Source organism: Chitinophaga sp. YR573 (assembly GCF_900110995.1).
GTDB lineage: Bacteria > Bacteroidota > Bacteroidia > Chitinophagales > Chitinophagaceae > Chitinophaga.
In genome coordinates this window covers 4,529,590-4,548,548 of sequence record NZ_FOJF01000001.1, presented here as the reverse complement: position 1 = coordinate 4,548,548, position 18,959 = coordinate 4,529,590, and the positions used below count along the sequence as shown (strand labels likewise).

The following is an 18,959-nucleotide window of genomic DNA, read 5'->3' as shown; positions in this document are numbered from 1 at the left end:
ATGCTAAAGCAAACACATACAATAAGTATCAATTTTACAGGAGGGATCATCTCTCCCGGAAATCTGCATACCATCCTCGAAATAGCAACAGATGCCAGAGTAAAACAAGTACGCTTTGGTTTGCGCCAGCAACTATTGATAGAAGTCCCGGTAAAACAAATCAAACAATTTGAAAATGCCTGTAAAGAAAAAGATATCAGCTGTGCATCAACACCAAATATCAGCAGCTCTTATCTTACATCAGGGATCTTCGTTACAGATACCTGGTTAACGGAAGGCATCTACAAAGATGTTTTCGAAATGTTCAGCTATACCCCTTCTCTGAAAATAAACATCTGCGACAGTAAACAAACTTTCATGCCTTTCTTCACGGGGCATCTCAACTGGATCTCTGCCAAACAGCAGCATTACTGGCACCTTTACATCCGCTACCCTAAAACAGGAGAACTGTTTTCATGGCCGGAACTCATTTACACAAACAACATAGGAGAAGTCAGCAACTGTATAGAATCTTTTTTATCAGGTAATGAAACTACCATACAAATTGATCATCTCTTTACACAGGTAAAAGAGAAACTGGAATACCTCTGCCGCCCGATAGAACAGGAACTGGAATACCCGCATTTCCATCTCCCCTATTATGAAGGCTTCAACAAACATGATGACAGCTACTGGCTGGGTATCTATCGCCGCGATGAAGAATTCTCTGTTGATTTCCTGAAAGACCTTTGCAATATCTGCCTGGAAACAAAAACCGGACAGCTATATGCTACTTCCTGGAAATCACTGATCATCAAAAATATTAAACACGAACACCGGCGCCTATGGGATTATATCCTCGGCAAACACAATATCAACGTGCGGCATGCTGCCAATGAACTGAACTGGCAGGTAGAAGATAACAGCGAAGACGGACTTGTACTGAAACGTCACATTATCAGGTATTTCGATAGCGCTGATGTACGCACCTACGGATTATGCTTTGGCATACGCCTAAAACCGGGGAACAGCTGCTTTGGCTCCATTATCCTTAACAAACAGGAAAACAGGCAAAAAAGCCGCTTAAAAGGGCTGCAGCGATACGATATCCTGTATACTCCGGATTTCAGTCCAAACTCCGGTAACCTGATTCCCTACAGGACAGATGTAGCCAAAGAATACCTGGGCCCTTATATCTCAGCGCTTTGTAAACTTTTTTACGAAAGCAGCCATGATCCTTTGCAAAAGACAATACAGCCTTTGGTGGTTGCCATACCCGAAAAGCCTGTACACCAATGTCCTCACTGCTTTACTGTCTACGACGAAATCACAGGAGATCCTGCCCAGCAAATCCCGGCCGGTACGCTCTTCTCAGACCTGCCTCCTTATTACTGCTGTTCAGTATGCGAAGCTCCCCTGCAGGATTTTAATATCACGATGGTTGAACATAATTTTAATATACCATCTTAACCCGTTCATTTACTATCACCCCAATTTTCAACCCCGTATCTTAACATTCTCTTTGCACTTGCTGCATACCCACTACTACAGTAGCTTATAAGGCTACACCCGCCCTTATAATCAGTAAAACGATTAAAACAAAGTGCTAAAACGTTATACAACTAAGAGATTATGTATTATTTTTGCGGTGCAAATCGTGTAAAAAAAATAATATGTCTCCTAAATCGGCGCCTGACATCGTTTTAATCGGTGCAGGCATAATGAGTGCAACGCTGGGTGTTCTGTTGAAAGAATTGCAGCCGGAACTGACCATTGAAATCTTTGAACGTCTGGATGTAATCGCCGGAGAAAGTTCAGATGCATGGAACAATGCTGGTACTGGTCATTCGGCTTTCTGCGAACTAAACTACACACCTGAAAAGGCCGATGGTTCTATCGAAACAAATAAGGCCCTGAAAATTGCCGAATCTTTCGAAGTGTCCAAGGAGTTCTGGTCATTTTTAGTACAGGAAGGCTGTATTAAATCTCCCGGAAACTTTATACAAAGCGTTCCTCACATGAGCTTTGTATGGGGTGCAGAAAACGTGGAATACCTGAAAAAGCGTCAGCAGGCGCTGGAAAGCAATCATTTATTTAAGGGGATGCAGTACTCAGAAGATCCTGCTGTACTGTCCGAATGGATGCCCCTCGTAATGGATGGTCGTGACCCTGCTGAGAAAGTAGCCGCTACACGTATGGAGTTGGGTACTGATATCAACTTCGGCGCATTAACACGTTCCCTCATCGACTACCTCACCGAACAGGATGGCGTAAAGCTCAACCTGAACCATGAAGTACGCGATCTGGAACAGGATGAAGATGGGAGATGGCGCCTGACCGTGAAGAACATGGAAACAGGCAAGAAGAGAAAGCTCTTTACAAAATTTGTATTCATAGGTGCCGGTGGTGGTTCACTCCCATTACTGGAAAAATCAGATATACCTGAAGGAAAAGGCTTCGGCGGATTCCCTGTAAGCGGCCAGTGGCTGGTATGCAAAAATCCTGAGGTAGTGGAAAGACATGCTGCCAAAGTATATGGCAAAGCCTCTGTAGGAGCACCTCCAATGTCCGTACCTCACCTGGACACCCGCATGATCGATGGTAAGAAAGCCTTACTGTTCGGACCATACGCAGGTTTCTCCACCAAGTTCCTGAAAAAAGGTTCCTGGCTGGATTTACCTAAATCAATTAAGTTCAATAACATCCGCCCTATGCTGGCGGCTGGTCTCGATAACCTTCCACTGACCAAATACCTGATAGATCAGGTACGTCAGTCGCCGGAAGAAAGACTGGAAGCCTTACAGGCTTTCCTGCCTAAAGCAAAAATGGAAGACTGGGAACTGGAATTCGCAGGGCAGCGTGTACAGGTAATCAAGAAAGACCCTGAACATGGTGGTGTGCTGGAATTCGGTACAGAAGTAGTAAGTGCTGCAGATGGCTCTATCGCAGCATTGCTGGGGGCTTCTCCCGGTGCATCTACAGCAGTATCTATCATGCTGGAACTCCTGAACCGTTGCTTTAAAGAAGAACTGGCTACTGCTGCATGGAAAGAGAAGCTGTTACAGATGATCCCTTCCTATGGCCAGAAACTGTCAGATAAACCAGCTCTCTGCGATCAGGTAAGGGAATGGTCCAACACAGTATTAGAACTGAAAACACAGGGCGTAACTGCTTAAAATAAAAGCACCCGCTTAAAATATAAAGGCCCGGCTTCTCACGAAGCCGGGCCTTTTTCTAATTAAGATCTGATATCTTCTGCACCCATTTTATCCGGTACAAATATTCTAATATAGGATCACAGATATACTGCCTGATCTTCTCTATACTAATCCCCACAATAAATACCACTATCGCCAATCCAAATATAGACAGCAACAATGTAGTATCATTTGGCATTACCGTACGTAAATAAACGACGACATTATCCCTCAGATATAAACAGACATTCCTTTGTTCATGAAACAGATAAGTACCAAATACTAACCCTGCCACACTATTTATTAGTCCACTCTTAAAACTAAGATTCTTGAAAGTAAAAAAGAGAAACACCGCAGATAAAATCAATACCGGGTTATTATAATTATATATCGTCCAGGTAATCTTTGGCTTCCCGATATAATATGTTCCATATGCCAGCGCAAAGATCACCAGAGAACATACAATATACCCTACCCAGGCATAATCTATCTTCTTTACATAATTCCGGCAATAATGAGCAACAATGTAAATGAAGATAAAGTTGTAGATACCAAAGCCTCTGTCCGAAATAAAATTCCCCGTCACAAACTTAATATGTGCCAGTATCAGCAACACTACTATCATGCAGATAAGCTGTTTTTTATTCAGCCCTGCCAGCCCCTTATTTAACATCGGCGCTAATGCATACAATGTTAAGTAGATAGGTACAAACCACCATCCCTTATATAGAAAATACAATGTCATTGCCATCGTCTTCCAGTCAAATGTAGCAAGCCCAAGCCAAACAAATACTAAATACAACACAATAGAATAGAAGGTACACTGAATCAAAAAAGAGATCAGCACTTTCATTTTAAACCTGATCTCAAAATATCCTGAAATAAATACATAGGTATTCACTGCAACAATCAAAAAGCTATTTAACAAAATCTGAAAAGTAGTAGATTCCATAGGAGTATACGTTCCCGATCCCAGCTCTCTCAATTTTAATCCCCTTGTTACAAGATGATGTACAATGATCATAAACATCAATACAATCCTTAGTAACTCAATGTTCGAATCCCTTTGAACCTTTTCAAGCTTCATATTGTTGTCCTTTTGTTGTAATCAGATAAAAAAATAGGGGATATAGATATATCCCCTTTGTTTTAACCTTATCTTATTGTTTCTAAGAGAAATTTTACCGCACACCTGCGGGCTTATATGGTATCCTTACCATTACTACTACATTCTTTTCCGGTGCTGCACTGATTTCAAAATTGCCATCATGCAAAGCAGCCATATAAGACATCAGGTAGCAAATGGGTTGGTTTAATAATTCACTATCCGTAACGCGGTGTTCATTCGCTGACGATTTAAAAGGAGAAGAGAAAATATAATTGGCGAAAAAATGCCCTCTGATCTCAAAATATCCTTCTTCAAAAGTAAACACCAGTCTGGGTAACTGATAGGTAGATGAATGTCTGTTCATCCAGAAAAATAAATTCAGTATCAACTGTTTGATCACAAATTCATCTATAAACGCATCTGTTGCACCTTTGCCGGCGTGTAACTCTACTGCCGGCGACAACAGTTTTGTATACGGTTCCTCCCGGATGAATTGTGTAAGGAAGAAATGAACGTTGGTCATTTTCCTTTTCAATGCAAACGATTTGCTTAGTATCTGCTGAATGATACGCACATTCTGCAACTGGAAATCAAGTTCTATTACCTGCGATTTAATAGCTTCTGCCTGCCGGGTGATTTTTCCGGCCACAGCTTTCCCGTCGTATAATGCTATCAGCTCTACACTTGAAAGAATGCTTGATATAATAGATTTCAGTTCATGAAAAATATCATCTGCTAACCTGTCGTTATCAAGAAAATTTAATGCAGTTACAGAAGTTTTCATTTTCATCGCTGGTTTACAGGTCCCCGTCCCTATTTAAGATAGATAATCCCGGCATAACCGCTGCCGGAGCGCAAATGTAACATTTACCCTTCTTTTATTCTTATCAACTTCATTACTTATACTAGTAGAATATCATCAAAAAGCGTTCTTATCACCTCTTATAGTGTTAAATACCGTTAAGAAGATGATACGCAGATCCAATAATATGGACCAGTTCTCCATGTACCAGATATCATGCTCTATGCGTTTACGCAGATGCATTTCTTCTGTAATCTCTCCGCGATATCCATTTACCTGTGCCCATCCGGTAATACCTGGTTTCAGAAAATGACGGATCATATATTTCTGCATGATGGCAGAATACTCTTCTGTATGTTTCAGCATGTGCGGACGTGGCCCTACAATAGACATATCACCGAAGAATACATTCAGGAACTGGGGCATCTCATCCAGATTCGTCTTACGCATAATACGTCCTATCCTGGTGAAACGGCGGTCATTACGACTTGCCTGTTTACTGTTCGCATCATTGTTCACATACATGCTCCTGAATTTCAGACAGCGGAAGTTGTTGTTGTTCCTGCCGGTACGGTTCTGCACAAAAAACACAGGGCCCCGGGATTCTAGTTTCACCAGCAATGCCAGCAAAGGTATCAGCCAGCTCAGAATAAACACCATCACGAACGCACTGAACAAAATATCAAACATGCGTTTCCTGATCCTGTTCGCAATATCATCCAATGGTTCTGAACGTAAAGAGATGATAGGGATGTTGTCCAGGTAGTCTACATAAATCTGCCTGTTCACGAACATCCTGAAATCAGGTACAAAACGGAAACGGATAAAATGCTTCTCTGCCTCATGCGCCAGCGTATACAGGTAAGGAAACTGCTCCGGGGAGAGCGTTGAATAAATCTCCCTGATGTTATTCGTCTGCGCATACGTCACACATTCCTGCAAATTTCCGATAACCGGGTAGTAAGACAACTCATGTACATTGCTGTATTCCTCAAAATAACCCTCAAAACGGAGATTACTCTTCCTTCCCAGCAAATTATCCACCAACTGCTTAGACAGGTCATTATAGCCCACGATTACCACCTTCTTTTCGATTTCCTTACGACGCAGGATATAATTGGTGAGCATATAAAAGAAGAGCCGGTCTATCAGTACTACTATTATAAACAACACACAATAGGTAGCTATGAATAACCTGTTATAGGCTTCCTTGCTCAGGAAAACAAAAAGGAGCATTAATAACAGATAGTATAAAATTCCCTGTATCGTCTTGCGCGTTATTCTTTCGTAAGACAATTGCTGGCTCATGAAATAGATACCGGTAGTATATAACGCAATTGCCCATGAGATATTGGATGCCAGTAAGAACATATCTCTGTCCATATGCACAGGTACGCTATACTGCTGTAACCAGTAATGAGTAAAAAAGAAAAATCCATTCAGGCTGATAAAATCAAACATCAGTATCTGGATGCTGCATATTTTTAGATATCTGTTCAGCATATATAAAATGTTAACGAACTATTACTGCTTCTTCAAACCGCGACATTATTTTTCCTACAGACAGGTAGGTTTCTGCATACGCCCTTCCATTGCTGGCCATCTCCCGCACATTGCCATTCATCGACCGGATAATGCCCTCATTCAGTGCATCCTGGTCTTCGGCATCCACCACTATCCCCATGTTATGCGTGCTCACCAGCTTATGTAAACTGGTACCGCTGTTGGCGGTAACGAGTGCCAGTCCGCCGACGGCCAGGATGGTGGTCAGCTTGGAAGGCATTACCAGGTCACTGGCATTCCCTTTCTGTATCACCAGGTGTACATCAGCCATATTCAGGAAGTGATTGAACCGTTCAAAAGGCTGCAATGGGAAAAAGATAACGTTCTGCAACCCCATCTCTTCGGCAAGCCTCATCAGTGTCTCCTTGTAAGGCCCGGAACCACAGATCAGGAACTTTAGCCCATCCTGATCCTTCAGTCTGTTAGCCGCATACAGGATAGCTTCCAGTCCCTGCTTTTCCCCAATAGCACCCGAGTACAATACAATCTTATCTGATGCGGCAAAACCATACTCTGTTTTCAGTAACATTCTTTCTTCCAGCGGATGGAACAAGGTGACATCTACCCAGTTAGGAAAGAAGAAGATATCCTTGCCGGCCTTCTGCTGAATCTTATTCATCATCCCGTCGGAAATACTACTTACCATATCGGCACGCTTTAAAATATAGCGTTCCAGTCCGAACAACATTTTAATCAGTCTGGGAGATTTGATCATATTCAGATCTCTTGCAGCTTCTATCTGCATATCCTGCACATGGTACAGCACCTTTGCTCCCCGTAATTTCTTATACAACACTGCCAGTAATCCTAAATGGAAAGGAGGCACGACACTGATCACCACATCAAATTTCTTACGGGGTAACAACTGAAGTAACTTAAAGAACGCAGATACTGCAAACGAAAAGTCAAGCAGCATCCTTGTTTTACCGGAAGGTTTTGCCGGTACATACTGCGGACAGCGATACACCGTAATCTTCCCCTGCCAGCCATCTTCCTGCATCACTTCTTTCTTATACCAGTTCTTATGTTTCTCGTAAGGCGGCTGCACTTTCCATTGCGGATAATAAGGGTAACTGGTGATAACAGAACAATCGTATCCACCTGCTGCCAGCCATTTGATCATCTCCCCGTTGTATTTACCAATACCGGTTTGCTCTGGTGAAAAATTGCCTCCTATCAGTAATAATCTTTTAGCCATATTATTCTGTAATCTCTCTTTTACGTACATGAATGGCAGGATTGCCTGCATATATACTCCATGCTTCCAGGTCTTTTGCAGCTACCGACTTTACCGTTAATACAGCATGCGATCCACAAACAATACCAGGGCATACTACCGATTGTGCACCTATCCACACTCCATCTTCAATCTTTATTCCACCCAACCGGTAAGGGAAATCACTCCTCTTGTAATCATGATTACCTGTCAGTAACATAGCCCCCTGAGAGATACACACGTTATCCCCCAGCTCCACCATATCCAGGTTATCTATCCATACAGACTCCCCTATCCAGCAATGATCTCCAATGCTTAAACGCCAGGGATATTTAATTCTGACTTTAGTCTTGATGATAAGCCCCTTACCTACAGATGCCCCGAAGGCACGCAGTAACTTACTCTTAAAGCCATAAGGCCAGGGAAACACACTATCGAAAATGTAATAATTCACGAGGAACCAAACCCCTATCTTCCACTTAGGACCAGCGGTATAGTTGCCTACACTGAATTTGGAGAGATCTGTATTCATTGTCTGTTTAAATATCTTTTGCATAAATAAAATCCAATTGCAGCGCCGGCAGTATTCAATATCACATCATCCGCATCTGCTACACCCAATCCTGTATAATACTGTATTACTTCTATTGCTACACTCAATGCACAAGCCAGTAACACCACCCATATAAACCGGGATAACTTAAAGACCATGATAGCAATGAAAGAGAAAGGAATGAACAACACGATATTTCCGAACAGGTTGGTTAAAAAGTGAAACCAGTGTAACCACCAGCTACTACCTCTCGGGTACATGATATCTTTCAGCGAATCAACAATAGGATGAATTCTTAACCGGCTGTTCAGCGGGATAGGTTCTCTTATTCTCTCAGGATTCAGTAATACCAGAAATAATAACCCAATAAAATACCCTGCCGTAAATATTACTTTCCTCACTGCAACACTATATTGTAATCATTCTTCAACAGCGCAATCATGTTCTCTTTCCGCGTATCCCCTTTCAGCTTCAATTCAAATTCTTTCAGGTTTACATCTACCAGTAAGCGATACCAGTATCCCTGCATGAAATGGAAAATGAATCCATAGTAACCATCCATAAAACCAACACGCAGAATATAGCGGTACATAAAATAAAAGGATGCTCTCATTCCGGGTGATAAAGCAGCATATACTTTCTCTTTCAGAAAACGTTTTGTTTTTGCCTGTGTACCTTCACCTTCCAGCAGGCGTTTATCAGCATGCAGCAAACCGTATTTGATATTCAGCAGGTCTACCATTTCCCGGATGGCATAGTTGTTATGCTTGTTCACCCACCAGTGAATCTCATTCAGGTTATAGTCCACGATATGCTCTTTAAACAATACCGTTTTACCTTCTGAGAGTACAATGTGTTCATCCATCCAGCGCTGCTCTATACTACCTATTTTATTACGCCAGATGCGCAGCAGTGTATGCGGATAAAAGCCCCCGTAACGAATCCATTTGCCTTTAAAAAGCACCTTACGGCGGATATAAATACCGCTTACCTCTTCCGGCATCTGTGTAATACGGGCATTGATCTCCTGGATCAATGCAGGCTCCAGGTATTCATCCGCATCCATACGCATCACCCAGGCAGCGTTACTGCCACAGTTATCCAGTCCCCATTGAAACTGTTGTGCATAATTCACCCACACATGTTGTAATACTTTAGCGCCAAATCCTTGTGCAATTGCTACGGTGCCATCCGTAGAAAATGCATCGATAATATAAATTTCATCCGTTATCTGTCGCATGCTTTTCAGGCAACGACCGATATGTTTCGCTTCGTTATAAGTAAGAATGATTACCGCTATGCTCATCTGTTTATATCGTGTTTGTGCTTTCGTATAGTTTTACATAATCTCCTGCCAGTTTCGCTTCATTAAAATCATGATCAATGATTCTCCTGGCGCGGGAAGTAATTTCATTACGTTCCTTTTTGTTGTTGTATGCTTCCGTCAGTTTCTGCCTGATCTCCGTCACACTCTCTATACCGGTAATCCAGCCAAAACCATTCTCCTCCACATAATTGCATAACCCTACATTGTTACTGATCAGTACCGGTGTACCTACATATAAAGACTCTATCACCACTATCGCAAAATTCTCATTGAGAGAAGTCAGTGCAAACAGATCAGATCCTGCCAGGAAAGGGAACTTCTGTTCAGTGTTCATCCATCCTACCCATTCCACATGTTCGTTCATTCCCAGATCGTTCACCATCTTCTTCAATTGCAGTACATACTCCTCATTGCCTGATCCGGCAATCTGTAAGCGATAAGGAAAACTTACACCTGACAGTGCATTGATCAGAATATCCAGCCCTTTTTTAGGATCTATACGGGAAAGAAAACTGATTGTAAACACCGGGCGCTCGTCTCTTTTATATTCACCAGAAGGAAGATCTACCAGGTTAAAAATATTCGCTCCTTTCCAGCTTTTATTAATCTGTAAACATTCATTCCATTCTATTTGTGAGGATACATGCAGATATGTCTTCTTCAGCAATTGTTTACCAATTACGGCATGTATTAACTTTTTCTTTGCCTGGTTATTCGCTGTTAATACGTAATCGCAGAACATACCATGCGGGGACAATACCGGCTTTATACCTCTTAACATGAATATCAATGCAGTACCAAGCACAGCGAAGTTCCACCACGAATGAATATGCACTACGTCATACTGTTTGGCAGTAGACCAGGTATAAGCATATAGTGACGGAGAAATATGTGTATGATCACCTGTAATACGTTTGAAATACCTGACAGTCACACCATCCATCATCACAGGTTCTTTCAAAGGCACGTCCAGTTCTTTATTACCATTGGCAGTAGTCGTATATACAGTTACTTCATGTCCCAGCTGTACCAGTCTTTCTGCCAGTCGCGCAATCACCACAATGGGGCCACCATAGATATATGCGGGCTTGTAAGATGGCGCTATAAATAAAATTTTCATTCCTATGCTTTTATATTAACCAATTCCCTTTCAGTAACCCGGGCCGGTGTCTTTTTCCGTTTCAATAATAAAGGCAGTACGATCTTCTTTTGGAAATGTATCTCCAGCAGGTAAGCCATGATGAGTGTCAGCACTATAAATACACACCAGGCTATTATTCCGTCATGCAGTATAAACTTCACTGCTCTCAACAACGGCACATGCACAATATATATTCCATAAGAAATGGGGGCCAGTACTGCCAGTGGTTGCATCCATGTAAAGTGTTTCATCGATAACCACTTTTGTGCCATCATCCATACAATGGCAAATACAATCGCTGCACTAAAATGTCTGATCTCTATAAAAGGATGTAAACCAATACTGTTGCTACTGTTTTTTATTTGTTCATAACTTCCGCCCGCATATCCGCCTATTGCTATCAGCAACACTAACATTCCCCACAAAAAGGGGCGTGTACGTTCTGTAAGCGTAGACTCCGCAATGGCAGCGCCTAACCACCAGATAGGCAGGTACAACAAAGTGAGGTATGCCTTACCCGGATAAAAAGAAAACAGTATCGCGGATGTGAATGAAACCAATACTACTATCAACAGATTCCTGTTAAACTTCGCAGATCCCACTATCGCATAAAAAACATAAAACCATGCTTCATATCCCAGGCTCCACAAAGGATCATTATCTCCGAAAGTAGGATAACCAATTCCCGGCTTCTGTAGCTGAGAATCCTGCAAACCCGCTATATTATAAAAGAAGGTAGCCATATCCATATGTTCCTGACGCGCCCCCGTAGCAAGGTTTAATACAATGCTCAATATCATCACGAGAATAAATATGGGATAGATCCTCACAAAACGTTTCCATAAGAAATCGGCTCTGTCGAATACTGGCTTTACGCTATAATTGTAATGGATCACAAACCCGCTCAGCAGGAAAAACAATATCACCGCTTCCTGACCAAAAAGCAGGAAGGGCTGTATAGCATGCGGCAGCATCTGACGGGAATGATGTAATACTACATAGATAGCAGCTAATCCCCGGCATACTTCCAATGGCCATAATTTGTTTTCTTGTTTCATGCAGGACTGGTTTTAAAGGCTGCGATAGCAGTGAGGGCATTATTTGTCATACTGTCCATCGTCAGTTCCGATTTCACATATTCGCGTGCATTATTTCCCATCCGCACAATCTCTTCATCTGTAATACGCGCCAGTTGATCCAGGCAACTTTCCATATTTTCAAAAATCATCCCGTTATAATCGTGCTGTATATAACTATATTCCACACATTGCATTACAGACACGGAACGATTGAATGTAAACACAGGTTTACCATAAGACATTGCTTCCACAATAGACAATCCCACCCATCCCGGTTGAAAATAAATATCCGCCATGCTGAATAATTCATCCTTGATCTTCCTGTCGTACAATGCACCGAAATCATGCACATTCGAATACCCTGAAAAATCAGGCTTCAGCTTTCCGTCTCCGATAATTACAAATGCAAATGCAAGCGGGGAAGTATTCTCTATCAGGTTTACCAGTAAATCCACACGTCTGCCAGGCTCATTAAATCTTGCGCAGTAAATAAGCACCCGTTGTTGTGAGATCTTATACTTCTCTCTTAATGTTTCTTTATCTGCCCCCTGCACCCGTAATATGTCTTCCACACCGGAGATCGTATTGTTCAATGCATGCCCGTTTATACGTGGTGTGAATCCTTTCCATACGGATAATTCCTTTTTCGTATAAAACCAAACACCATCAGACAACGCAATCATCCATCTTAATAAAATATGCGGATGTTTTTCTTCATGCACATATCTCTTTACAGAGATACCATGCCCCCATAGTATTATCTTTTGTTTCAGGAATGGCTTTAACAAGAGGATCAGCCAGGTAGTAAGATGTCCGAAGTTCAGCATCAGTACCAGCACCTCATATTTTTTATTCAACAGCGGAAAAGGATTGTACAATACAAAAGGGCCTTTCATAAAAGAACCTAAAGCAATCACATTCGCCTCTCCTTCCTTGAAATCATTGTCCTTCAGTACTTCCTGTTTTTCGTAACAGAAAAGATCTGTTGGCATTTTCTCCCTGAATGAATTGAAGAACTCTTCCCGGTAATGTGGTATGAATGGCTGTAATATTGCGATCATAATAAAATATTAGTTGCCCATTAAATACTTTCTCAGCACATCACTCTTCGATAAAATTTCAGACACAATAAAGCTGAGTATATAAGTAATGATAATGGAGCCAAGCGTCATAACCAGTCCTTTTACAGGATGATGTGTTATCTGCATGGCTGTTTTAATACCCTCCAGAAAAACTCCGTGAATCAGGTAAATGCCCATAGAGTTTTTTGATAACTGTTTCATAAAAGGATATGTAAAATCCGCCTGAAACAGCAGGAAAGGGAACAGAACAGCCACAAATAACAATCCTGTAAGAACATTCGGCAACAGGTACTGTGCAAAGAAAGTAATCACACAAAGCACCGGTATAATGATCTTCGCAGCTAGTCCATAACTGTTGGCTATTTTGTCATAGTTGATATAGTATAACATTCCTATCCCGGAAGAAATCAGCGAAGGCAGGAAGTATAACATGATATGCCGTGTAAACCAGGGAGCTGTTCTGATATCTTCCGGTGTATACCATAAGACAACTGCTACCACAACAAGCATGACGCTGAGAAAGATGTTGGCAAATTCTCTATGTCTGGCAGCTATTTTCAAAAATCCGAAGAACAGCAACATCAGGTAAAACAAGTTTGGCAGGTACCATAACTGGTAAGAACTTCCCTTAAAAACAAACATCTGTATCCAGTCAAATTCCAGCGGTTCATGTACAAACTTTGCTTTGAATACCCGGATACCTAAATAAATGAATGTCCATAGAAAGAAGGGAATCATCAGCCGCTTAAAGCGGGTACCAGCCATCTCTCCGAAATTTGTTTGTCCTTTGCTGATTACCTGGGTTGAAAACAGGAATAACGAAATAGCGATAAATACAGGAACGGCATAACTATTCAACGGGTTCAGTTCACGTGTCCAGTAACTACCTGCGCATCCATGAATCCATACAACACTGAATGCAGCAATGGGTCTGATAAAATCAAAGCCCGGAATATACTTTTTGACGTTCATGTGAAGCTTTATTTGATACAATATCGGTTACGTCAAAACCATAGATCTTCCTGCTACCTTCATGAATGGAATCAAAAGCCACCATTGTCCCATCCTTTTTCCATCTTGGGTGCAGATCACAATGCAATCCGCTGCGCGTAAATGCCATCTGCTCAGGAGAAAATGCTTTCAGTACTGCCTTATCCACTCCTTCCAGGAAAGGCATAGATTTATTAATATCCGGTTGCTGATCCAGCATCTTATAAGTACCAAGGTCTACCCGTGTTTGTGTACTGTACTGGAACAGGAATAAAGTGCGGATACCATTTGCATCCGGATAGGTATCACAAATCATCCAGTCGCGGTTAGCCGGACAAAACATCGGATGCCCGTCCTCTTCTATCACTCCCTTTGCCAATAAAGTAAACTGCGGGTTATCTGTATCTTTAAACAGCAGCCAGTTGAAAGCGGAGTTTGTTTTCACACCTTCCTTAGGCTTGTATAATAATTTCTTTATGATCTTCTTTCCCTTTGATACCAGGCTTGTTGGCATCATCTTATACAAAAACGACTGGCGTAATCTTTCTACTCCACTACCCGTTCTCCCCCATATAGCGACATGCTCATCATCCTGCCAGTCGAAATGACTTAAAAATCCTGATGCTAAACATCTGAGACCTGATCCATCAGTGTTCACTGTCATCAGGCGGGTAGTCTCTCCACCGTCTTTCAGTTTATAACGATGCAGGAAAGCCAGTTTCGTCTGTGAAGGATTCAGCAACAGGTGTGTGAAGTAATGACAACGACCCAGATTAGGATTCATCTGGAACTTTGCCACCTCATGTACCGATAAAATCATCTTATGCTCACGGGTAGTAATGTGATGTCTGATGATACCTGATTTTGAAGGCGCTTCATCATTTGCATAAGCATCCGGTAAACCGGTATAACCATACCCACCTACACGGAATAAACGTGCATAATCAAGGCCGAAAGCCCAGCCATCATCTGTAATTACATGTGCCGGATAATCCAGTATATCGGTACACTCTTCGGTAACGCTATCGTATACCTTGGAGCGCCATTCATTATTTATTTTATCGTTGACGATGAACAGGTCTGTATTGCCAATCCATTGCTGCCTGGCACCTTGCGGATAGTTATAGGCATATGTTTTTCCCAGCTTGTGGAAAATACCGGCATTGTCAATGAAACCTATATCGCAGGTCACATTAGGGTCCGGTGGAGTGTACATATCATCTATCCTTAATGCCAGTAATTTATCACCGGCATTATTCCATGCTACCAGATCGTGAAAACCGAAGAAATAGTTTCCTTCTCCTTTTGAAAGTAAAGTTGCTTTATGCATAGACCTGTTCTTTTTGTAGTATCCAGTTACTAAAATCTTCTGAACGTTTCTGCCAGCTATGTTCTGTCACATCCAGTGATACACTTTTCAGTTCTCCCTCTGCCAGCGTAGTAATCAGACTGGCCAGTGTAGCCGGCTCATTGTTATCAAAGTAATATCCATCATCTCCGAAAATCTCTTTCGGCTCTCCTATCTTACAGGTAAATACAGGCTTATGAAAGGGGATATACATGTATATTTTGCTGGGACAACGGGCCCAATCCTGCACTGTATCATTCAATGGCGAGATAAATGCATCTGCCAGTTCGAAATAGGAACTCAGCATCGTTTCGGGAGCATAACCCAGGAACTCTACATATTGCTCTAAATTCTTCTCTTTCACATAGGTCTTTGCTTCTTCCAGATGTCTGCCTCGTCCCAGCAACAGCAGTTTGATATCCGGGGTTTTCTTCGCCGCCATCTCTACGGCCTCCAACATGGTGAATAATCCATAGTTGCGGGTCATGGTTCCCATATATATCAGCACCGTGTTATTCTTATACTTTGCAGACAGCTCATCCAGGTATAATTTCGGCGCATCAATCACTTCTGTACTATATGCATAAGGAGAGTATAGTATTGGCATATTGCGTTTAAACAATTGCTTTGCCTTACGCGCATAAAAATCTTCGAGGTATTTACTGGCGCAGATCAGCTTATCTGCATATTTCACTGATAATCCTTCTATAAAATGTGCCAGGATTTTCTTCAGCCCTTTATTATCCGGTATACCGGATTGCAGTTCGGAATGTTCAATGATCATTTCAGGCTTAAACTGTAAAGCACTTTTCCTGATCCAGTTACGGAATCCGAATGCACAGAAATAAATATAATTTGGTTTGATCGTGTTCAGGATTTTTGTCTTCTGCGCTACTTCATCTTTTGCTCCCGCAGGCTGGTAATAATGCACCGCAATATCGCTGCCACATTCTATACTCGCCCGCTGACGGTTCTCTGCACAATCCATCGCAATAACAGATACTTCCCATCCCATTGCGGCTAATGGATTAGCCATTCCCAATGCCCTCTTCATGGTAGCAATACTTGTGATATCACCCGTTGTCAGGAAGCAGATCGTCTTCTTCTTCATCATTTTTTAAAGAGTAATAAATGGTTATAATAAATGCTATAAAGACCGGTATGATATTCCTGATCTGTGGTAATGGAGAAAAAGGAAATGTCCAGATCAATTGTACCGTATACAATACGATCAAAGGATAATAAGGTGTTTCCATTGCCCTTGGGTCTTTTATCAGGTAGAAAGCTCTTTTTAATACCAGGTTAAAGATGTACAGCATTGCCAGGAAACCTACAATTCCCGCATATAACCAGGCCCCTAATAATACGGAGTGACTGGGGATTACACCGGAGTTGTTCAGTGTATTCTCTCTGAATTTACCCGCATCCATGTCTTTGAACATCATCATGCGATAGTGATTATCCTTATCTTCTGCCCAGGAACCATGCCCCAGAATAGGTGCATCTTTGATCGCTTCTATCGCTACAAAGAACTCTCCCCTTCCCTGTGAAATAAGACTGAATGGATTATAGGGATTACCCGTTTCTTCCAGCTGTGTACCCGCATGTGTCCCTCCAAACTCACCGGATAATACTGCATTCACATAGATCATGAATAAGATCTGGAAAGAGATACCCACAAGCAATGTCAATCCTATTTTACGGGCCAGTGTCATGTTCATCAACTGTTTCCTGAACAGTATGATCAATCCGGCAAACAGGTAAAACAATCCGTTGGAACGATAATCCAGACCCACACACATTAAGCCGTATAATATAAACACGGCCACCGTCATCTTATCTTTCCGTTTGCTGTATAAGTAGTAAGTCAGGAGTAAAATGATGTTATTGGTAATAGGCGCTATCCTGAACTTAAATGCGGAATAACTTTCTGCAAGATCTGCGGTATCCTGTTCCAGGTTTGATTGTCCAAAGAGAATAAGCCTGACCACCTCCGCTATCATGAATGCAACAATTACCTTGGGCGTTTCATCAAACATTCTGAACATGAAGGTGAACATCACAATAGCAACTGTCAACGCTGCCCATCCACGTAACATGTTATTTGTATCTGTATGATTGACCACATCACTCAGCATCTGCACACCAAGGAACAGTGCCATAGCAACATGGATCTTTTTCATATCCGGTACCCGGTTATACAGCGAGCCTATCTTCTTAAAAGAAAAAGAGTAAAAGACGGCATACACTTCACTCAGGATCAGCGTCCCTACAAAAGACAGCTTGGCGCTACTCAGTAAAGAGAAGACTACCATCTTTGCGTTGCTCTTATTCACTTTCATCTATAATGCTTTTGTAGAGTTCTTTTACCTCTTTGGCATAGTTGCTCCAGGTATGGGATTTCCTGATAGTAGCAGCTGCATTCTTACCCATGCTGCTGCGTAACTCTTCATCTTTACTGAGGACGATAATCGCATTCGCCAGGTCTGCTGCATCATCATCTTTTATGAGGTAACCATTTTCGCGATGTTGTACAGGTGCCCCGCTATTCACCGTAGTGATAACCGGTAAGCCTGCCGCCATGGCTTCCTTTACAGACTGTGCAGCGCCTTCCACAAAAGTGGGGAAGATATAAACATCGCTGGCAGCCAGGAATTGCTTCATCTGGTCCTGTGGCATATGCCCGTGTAACTTAATATCAGGATGATTCCTGAACCAGTCGGGAATAGCTACTTCTGCAGATACATTCCCTATAATATCCAGTGAAAATGCTACATTCTGCAGCATTAATATTTCTATTGCTTTGATGATGATATGTGCACCTTTTCTAAAACCAAAGTTGCCTGTAAAAAGCAAGCGCATTTTATCAGACTGGTAAGATTTCTTCAGATCATAAAAGCTGGCATCAATCCCTAAATGAATAACACTGATCTTCTCAGCAGGATATCCCTGTTCCAGGAAAGTATCTTTTACATAATCTGAATTTACCAGCAATACATCTGCCTCTTCACAATCCTTCAGTACATTATTCCAGAACCCGTCAGAGATATTAATGTACTTCGAGTTCGTACTCTCACTTTCCAGTTTACCTAGTTGTCTTTTAATCTCTTTAGGATGGGCAATGCTATGATCTACCACTACCTTCATGCCTTGCTGTCTTGCTTTTTTGATAGCACCGGAACGACCACCACCACTACGTACATGAAAGATTTCGCTGTTATTAATGTATTTCTTCGACTCTGTTCCAAATGCCTTCCATCCCATAATAGCTGCTGTATCACGAGACAACAGTTTTCTGCTGGTGAGCATGAAAAGGAACTGTATATAAAACTCAGAGAAACTGCATGTTCTGATATCTGTGCGGGGCAATCCTTCAGGAGAACGCTTACGCAAACCATAAGCGAGATTGGTCCTGCCTATCAGGCGCCCCATATTATTAATGAGCTTATCGGAAAAAAATTTACCAGGTACCCAGCCTGTAATCACCTTCACATCCACTCCCTGATCTTTAATCGCGATAGCGGATTGAATGAGATGTAACCTGCCCTGACCGGTAGAAATAATACTCTTCATA

At 41.9% G+C, this 18,959-nt stretch carries 17 protein-coding genes; 2 read left to right on the top strand and 15 right to left on the bottom strand.

The annotated features are described in order from the left end of the window. On the top strand, positions 1–1,449 hold the full coding sequence (locus BMW86_RS19000; protein ID WP_089783289.1) for a rubredoxin: 1,449 nt from the start codon (positions 1–3) through the stop codon (positions 1,447–1,449). A gap of 173 nt (positions 1,450–1,622) precedes the next feature. Further along, positions 1,623–3,155: a malate:quinone oxidoreductase gene (locus BMW86_RS18995; protein ID WP_255372949.1), complete on the top strand. Its 1,533-nt coding sequence runs from the start codon at positions 1,623–1,625 to the stop codon at positions 3,153–3,155. 58 nt (positions 3,156–3,213) lie between these two features. Here BMW86_RS18995 and BMW86_RS18990 read toward each other — a convergent pair whose 3' ends face one another. From BMW86_RS18990 to BMW86_RS18920, 15 genes are all read right to left on the bottom strand, one after another. Beyond that, positions 3,214–4,263, bottom strand: a complete 1,050-nt coding sequence (locus tag BMW86_RS18990; RefSeq protein WP_089783287.1) for an acyltransferase family protein — start codon at positions 4,261–4,263, stop codon at positions 3,214–3,216. 94 nt (positions 4,264–4,357) lie between these two features. Beyond that, entirely contained in the window at positions 4,358–5,068 is a 711-nt protein-coding gene (locus tag BMW86_RS18985; protein ID WP_143056621.1) for a hypothetical protein, read from the bottom strand. A gap of 135 nt (positions 5,069–5,203) precedes the next feature. Beyond that, complete coding sequence (locus BMW86_RS18980) at positions 5,204–6,589, bottom strand: undecaprenyl-phosphate glucose phosphotransferase (protein WP_089783285.1); 1,386 nt, start codon at positions 6,587–6,589, stop codon at positions 5,204–5,206. A 10-nt stretch (positions 6,590–6,599) separates the two neighbouring features. Continuing rightward, positions 6,600–7,898, bottom strand: a complete 1,299-nt coding sequence (locus tag BMW86_RS18975) for a WcaI family glycosyltransferase (RefSeq protein ID WP_255372948.1) — start codon at positions 7,896–7,898, stop codon at positions 6,600–6,602. Continuing rightward, positions 7,849–8,421 carry a WcaF family extracellular polysaccharide biosynthesis acetyltransferase gene (locus BMW86_RS18970; RefSeq protein ID WP_218149164.1) on the bottom strand — a complete coding sequence of 191 codons (573 nt, stop codon included), beginning with the start codon at positions 8,419–8,421 and terminating at the stop codon, positions 7,849–7,851. The genes BMW86_RS18975 and BMW86_RS18970 overlap by 50 nt, the downstream gene beginning before the upstream one ends. Beyond that, positions 8,394–8,819 carry a VanZ family protein gene (locus tag BMW86_RS18965; protein WP_089783283.1) on the bottom strand — a complete coding sequence of 142 codons (426 nt, stop codon included), beginning with the start codon at positions 8,817–8,819 and terminating at the stop codon, positions 8,394–8,396. The genes BMW86_RS18970 and BMW86_RS18965 overlap by 28 nt, the downstream gene beginning before the upstream one ends. Beyond that, on the bottom strand, positions 8,816–9,724 hold the full coding sequence (locus BMW86_RS18960; protein ID WP_089783282.1) for a glycosyltransferase family 2 protein: 909 nt from the start codon (positions 9,722–9,724) through the stop codon (positions 8,816–8,818). Before BMW86_RS18960 ends, BMW86_RS18965 begins: the two co-directional genes overlap by 4 nt. Before the next feature lie 4 nt (positions 9,725–9,728). Further along, positions 9,729–10,865 carry an XrtY-associated glycosyltransferase XYAG1 gene (locus tag BMW86_RS18955; protein ID WP_089783281.1) on the bottom strand — a complete coding sequence of 379 codons (1,137 nt, stop codon included), beginning with the start codon at positions 10,863–10,865 and terminating at the stop codon, positions 9,729–9,731. A 2-nt stretch (positions 10,866–10,867) separates the two neighbouring features. Beyond that, on the bottom strand, positions 10,868–11,944 hold the full coding sequence (locus tag BMW86_RS18950) for an acyltransferase family protein (RefSeq protein ID WP_089783280.1): 1,077 nt from the start codon (positions 11,942–11,944) through the stop codon (positions 10,868–10,870). After that, positions 11,941–13,026 carry a glycosyltransferase gene (locus BMW86_RS18945; RefSeq protein ID WP_089783279.1) on the bottom strand — a complete coding sequence of 362 codons (1,086 nt, stop codon included), beginning with the start codon at positions 13,024–13,026 and terminating at the stop codon, positions 11,941–11,943. Before BMW86_RS18945 ends, BMW86_RS18950 begins: the two co-directional genes overlap by 4 nt. Positions 13,027–13,035: 9 nt before the next feature. Then, complete coding sequence (locus BMW86_RS18940; protein ID WP_089783278.1) at positions 13,036–14,019, bottom strand: acyltransferase; 984 nt, start codon at positions 14,017–14,019, stop codon at positions 13,036–13,038. Continuing rightward, the gene (locus BMW86_RS18935; protein ID WP_089783277.1) at positions 13,988–15,367 is read right to left on the bottom strand and encodes a hypothetical protein; all 1,380 of its coding nucleotides are present in this window, start codon (positions 15,365–15,367) and stop codon (positions 13,988–13,990) included. The genes BMW86_RS18940 and BMW86_RS18935 overlap by 32 nt, the downstream gene beginning before the upstream one ends. Next, positions 15,360–16,499: a glycosyltransferase gene (locus tag BMW86_RS18930; RefSeq protein ID WP_089783276.1), complete on the bottom strand. Its 1,140-nt coding sequence runs from the start codon at positions 16,497–16,499 to the stop codon at positions 15,360–15,362. Before BMW86_RS18930 ends, BMW86_RS18935 begins: the two co-directional genes overlap by 8 nt. Next, positions 16,459–17,727, bottom strand: a complete 1,269-nt coding sequence (locus BMW86_RS18925; RefSeq protein WP_089783275.1) for a hypothetical protein — start codon at positions 17,725–17,727, stop codon at positions 16,459–16,461. The genes BMW86_RS18930 and BMW86_RS18925 overlap by 41 nt, the downstream gene beginning before the upstream one ends. Next, complete coding sequence (locus tag BMW86_RS18920; protein WP_089783274.1) at positions 17,714–18,958, bottom strand: glycosyltransferase; 1,245 nt, start codon at positions 18,956–18,958, stop codon at positions 17,714–17,716. The genes BMW86_RS18925 and BMW86_RS18920 overlap by 14 nt, the downstream gene beginning before the upstream one ends. Between the last annotated feature and the right edge of the window lies 1 nt (position 18,959).

Bases quoted from the DNA above. Each gene is read 5' to 3' on its own strand.
- BMW86_RS18960 (WP_089783282.1), bottom strand. From the start codon at position 9,724: ATGAGCATAGCGGTAATCATTCTTACTTATAACGAAGCGAAACATATC.
- BMW86_RS18955 (WP_089783281.1), bottom strand. From the start codon at position 10,865: ATGAAAATTTTATTTATAGCGCCATCTTACAAGCCCGCATATATCTAT.
- BMW86_RS18945 (WP_089783279.1), bottom strand. From the start codon at position 13,026: ATGATCGCAATATTACAGCCATTCATACCACATTACCGGGAAGAGTTC.
- BMW86_RS18920 (WP_089783274.1), bottom strand. From the start codon at position 18,958: ATGAAGAGTATTATTTCTACCGGTCAGGGCAGGTTACATCTCATTCAA.
- BMW86_RS18950 (WP_089783280.1), bottom strand. From the start codon at position 11,944: ATGAAACAAGAAAACAAATTATGGCCATTGGAAGTATGCCGGGGATTA.
- BMW86_RS19000 (WP_089783289.1), top strand. From the start codon at position 1: ATGCTAAAGCAAACACATACAATAAGTATCAATTTTACAGGAGGGATC.
- BMW86_RS18990 (WP_089783287.1), bottom strand. From the start codon at position 4,263: ATGAAGCTTGAAAAGGTTCAAAGGGATTCGAACATTGAGTTACTAAGG.
- BMW86_RS18975 (WP_255372948.1), bottom strand. From the start codon at position 7,898: ATGCAGGCAATCCTGCCATTCATGTACGTAAAAGAGAGATTACAGAAT.
- BMW86_RS18940 (WP_089783278.1), bottom strand. From the start codon at position 14,019: ATGAACGTCAAAAAGTATATTCCGGGCTTTGATTTTATCAGACCCATT.
- BMW86_RS18970 (WP_218149164.1), bottom strand. From the start codon at position 8,421: ATGCAAAAGATATTTAAACAGACAATGAATACAGATCTCTCCAAATTC.
- BMW86_RS18925 (WP_089783275.1), bottom strand. From the start codon at position 17,727: ATGAAAGTGAATAAGAGCAACGCAAAGATGGTAGTCTTCTCTTTACTG.
- BMW86_RS18935 (WP_089783277.1), bottom strand. From the start codon at position 15,367: ATGCATAAAGCAACTTTACTTTCAAAAGGAGAAGGAAACTATTTCTTC.
- BMW86_RS18980 (WP_089783285.1), bottom strand. From the start codon at position 6,589: ATGCTGAACAGATATCTAAAAATATGCAGCATCCAGATACTGATGTTT.
- BMW86_RS18930 (WP_089783276.1), bottom strand. From the start codon at position 16,499: ATGATGAAGAAGAAGACGATCTGCTTCCTGACAACGGGTGATATCACA.
- BMW86_RS18985 (WP_143056621.1), bottom strand. From the start codon at position 5,068: ATGAAAACTTCTGTAACTGCATTAAATTTTCTTGATAACGACAGGTTA.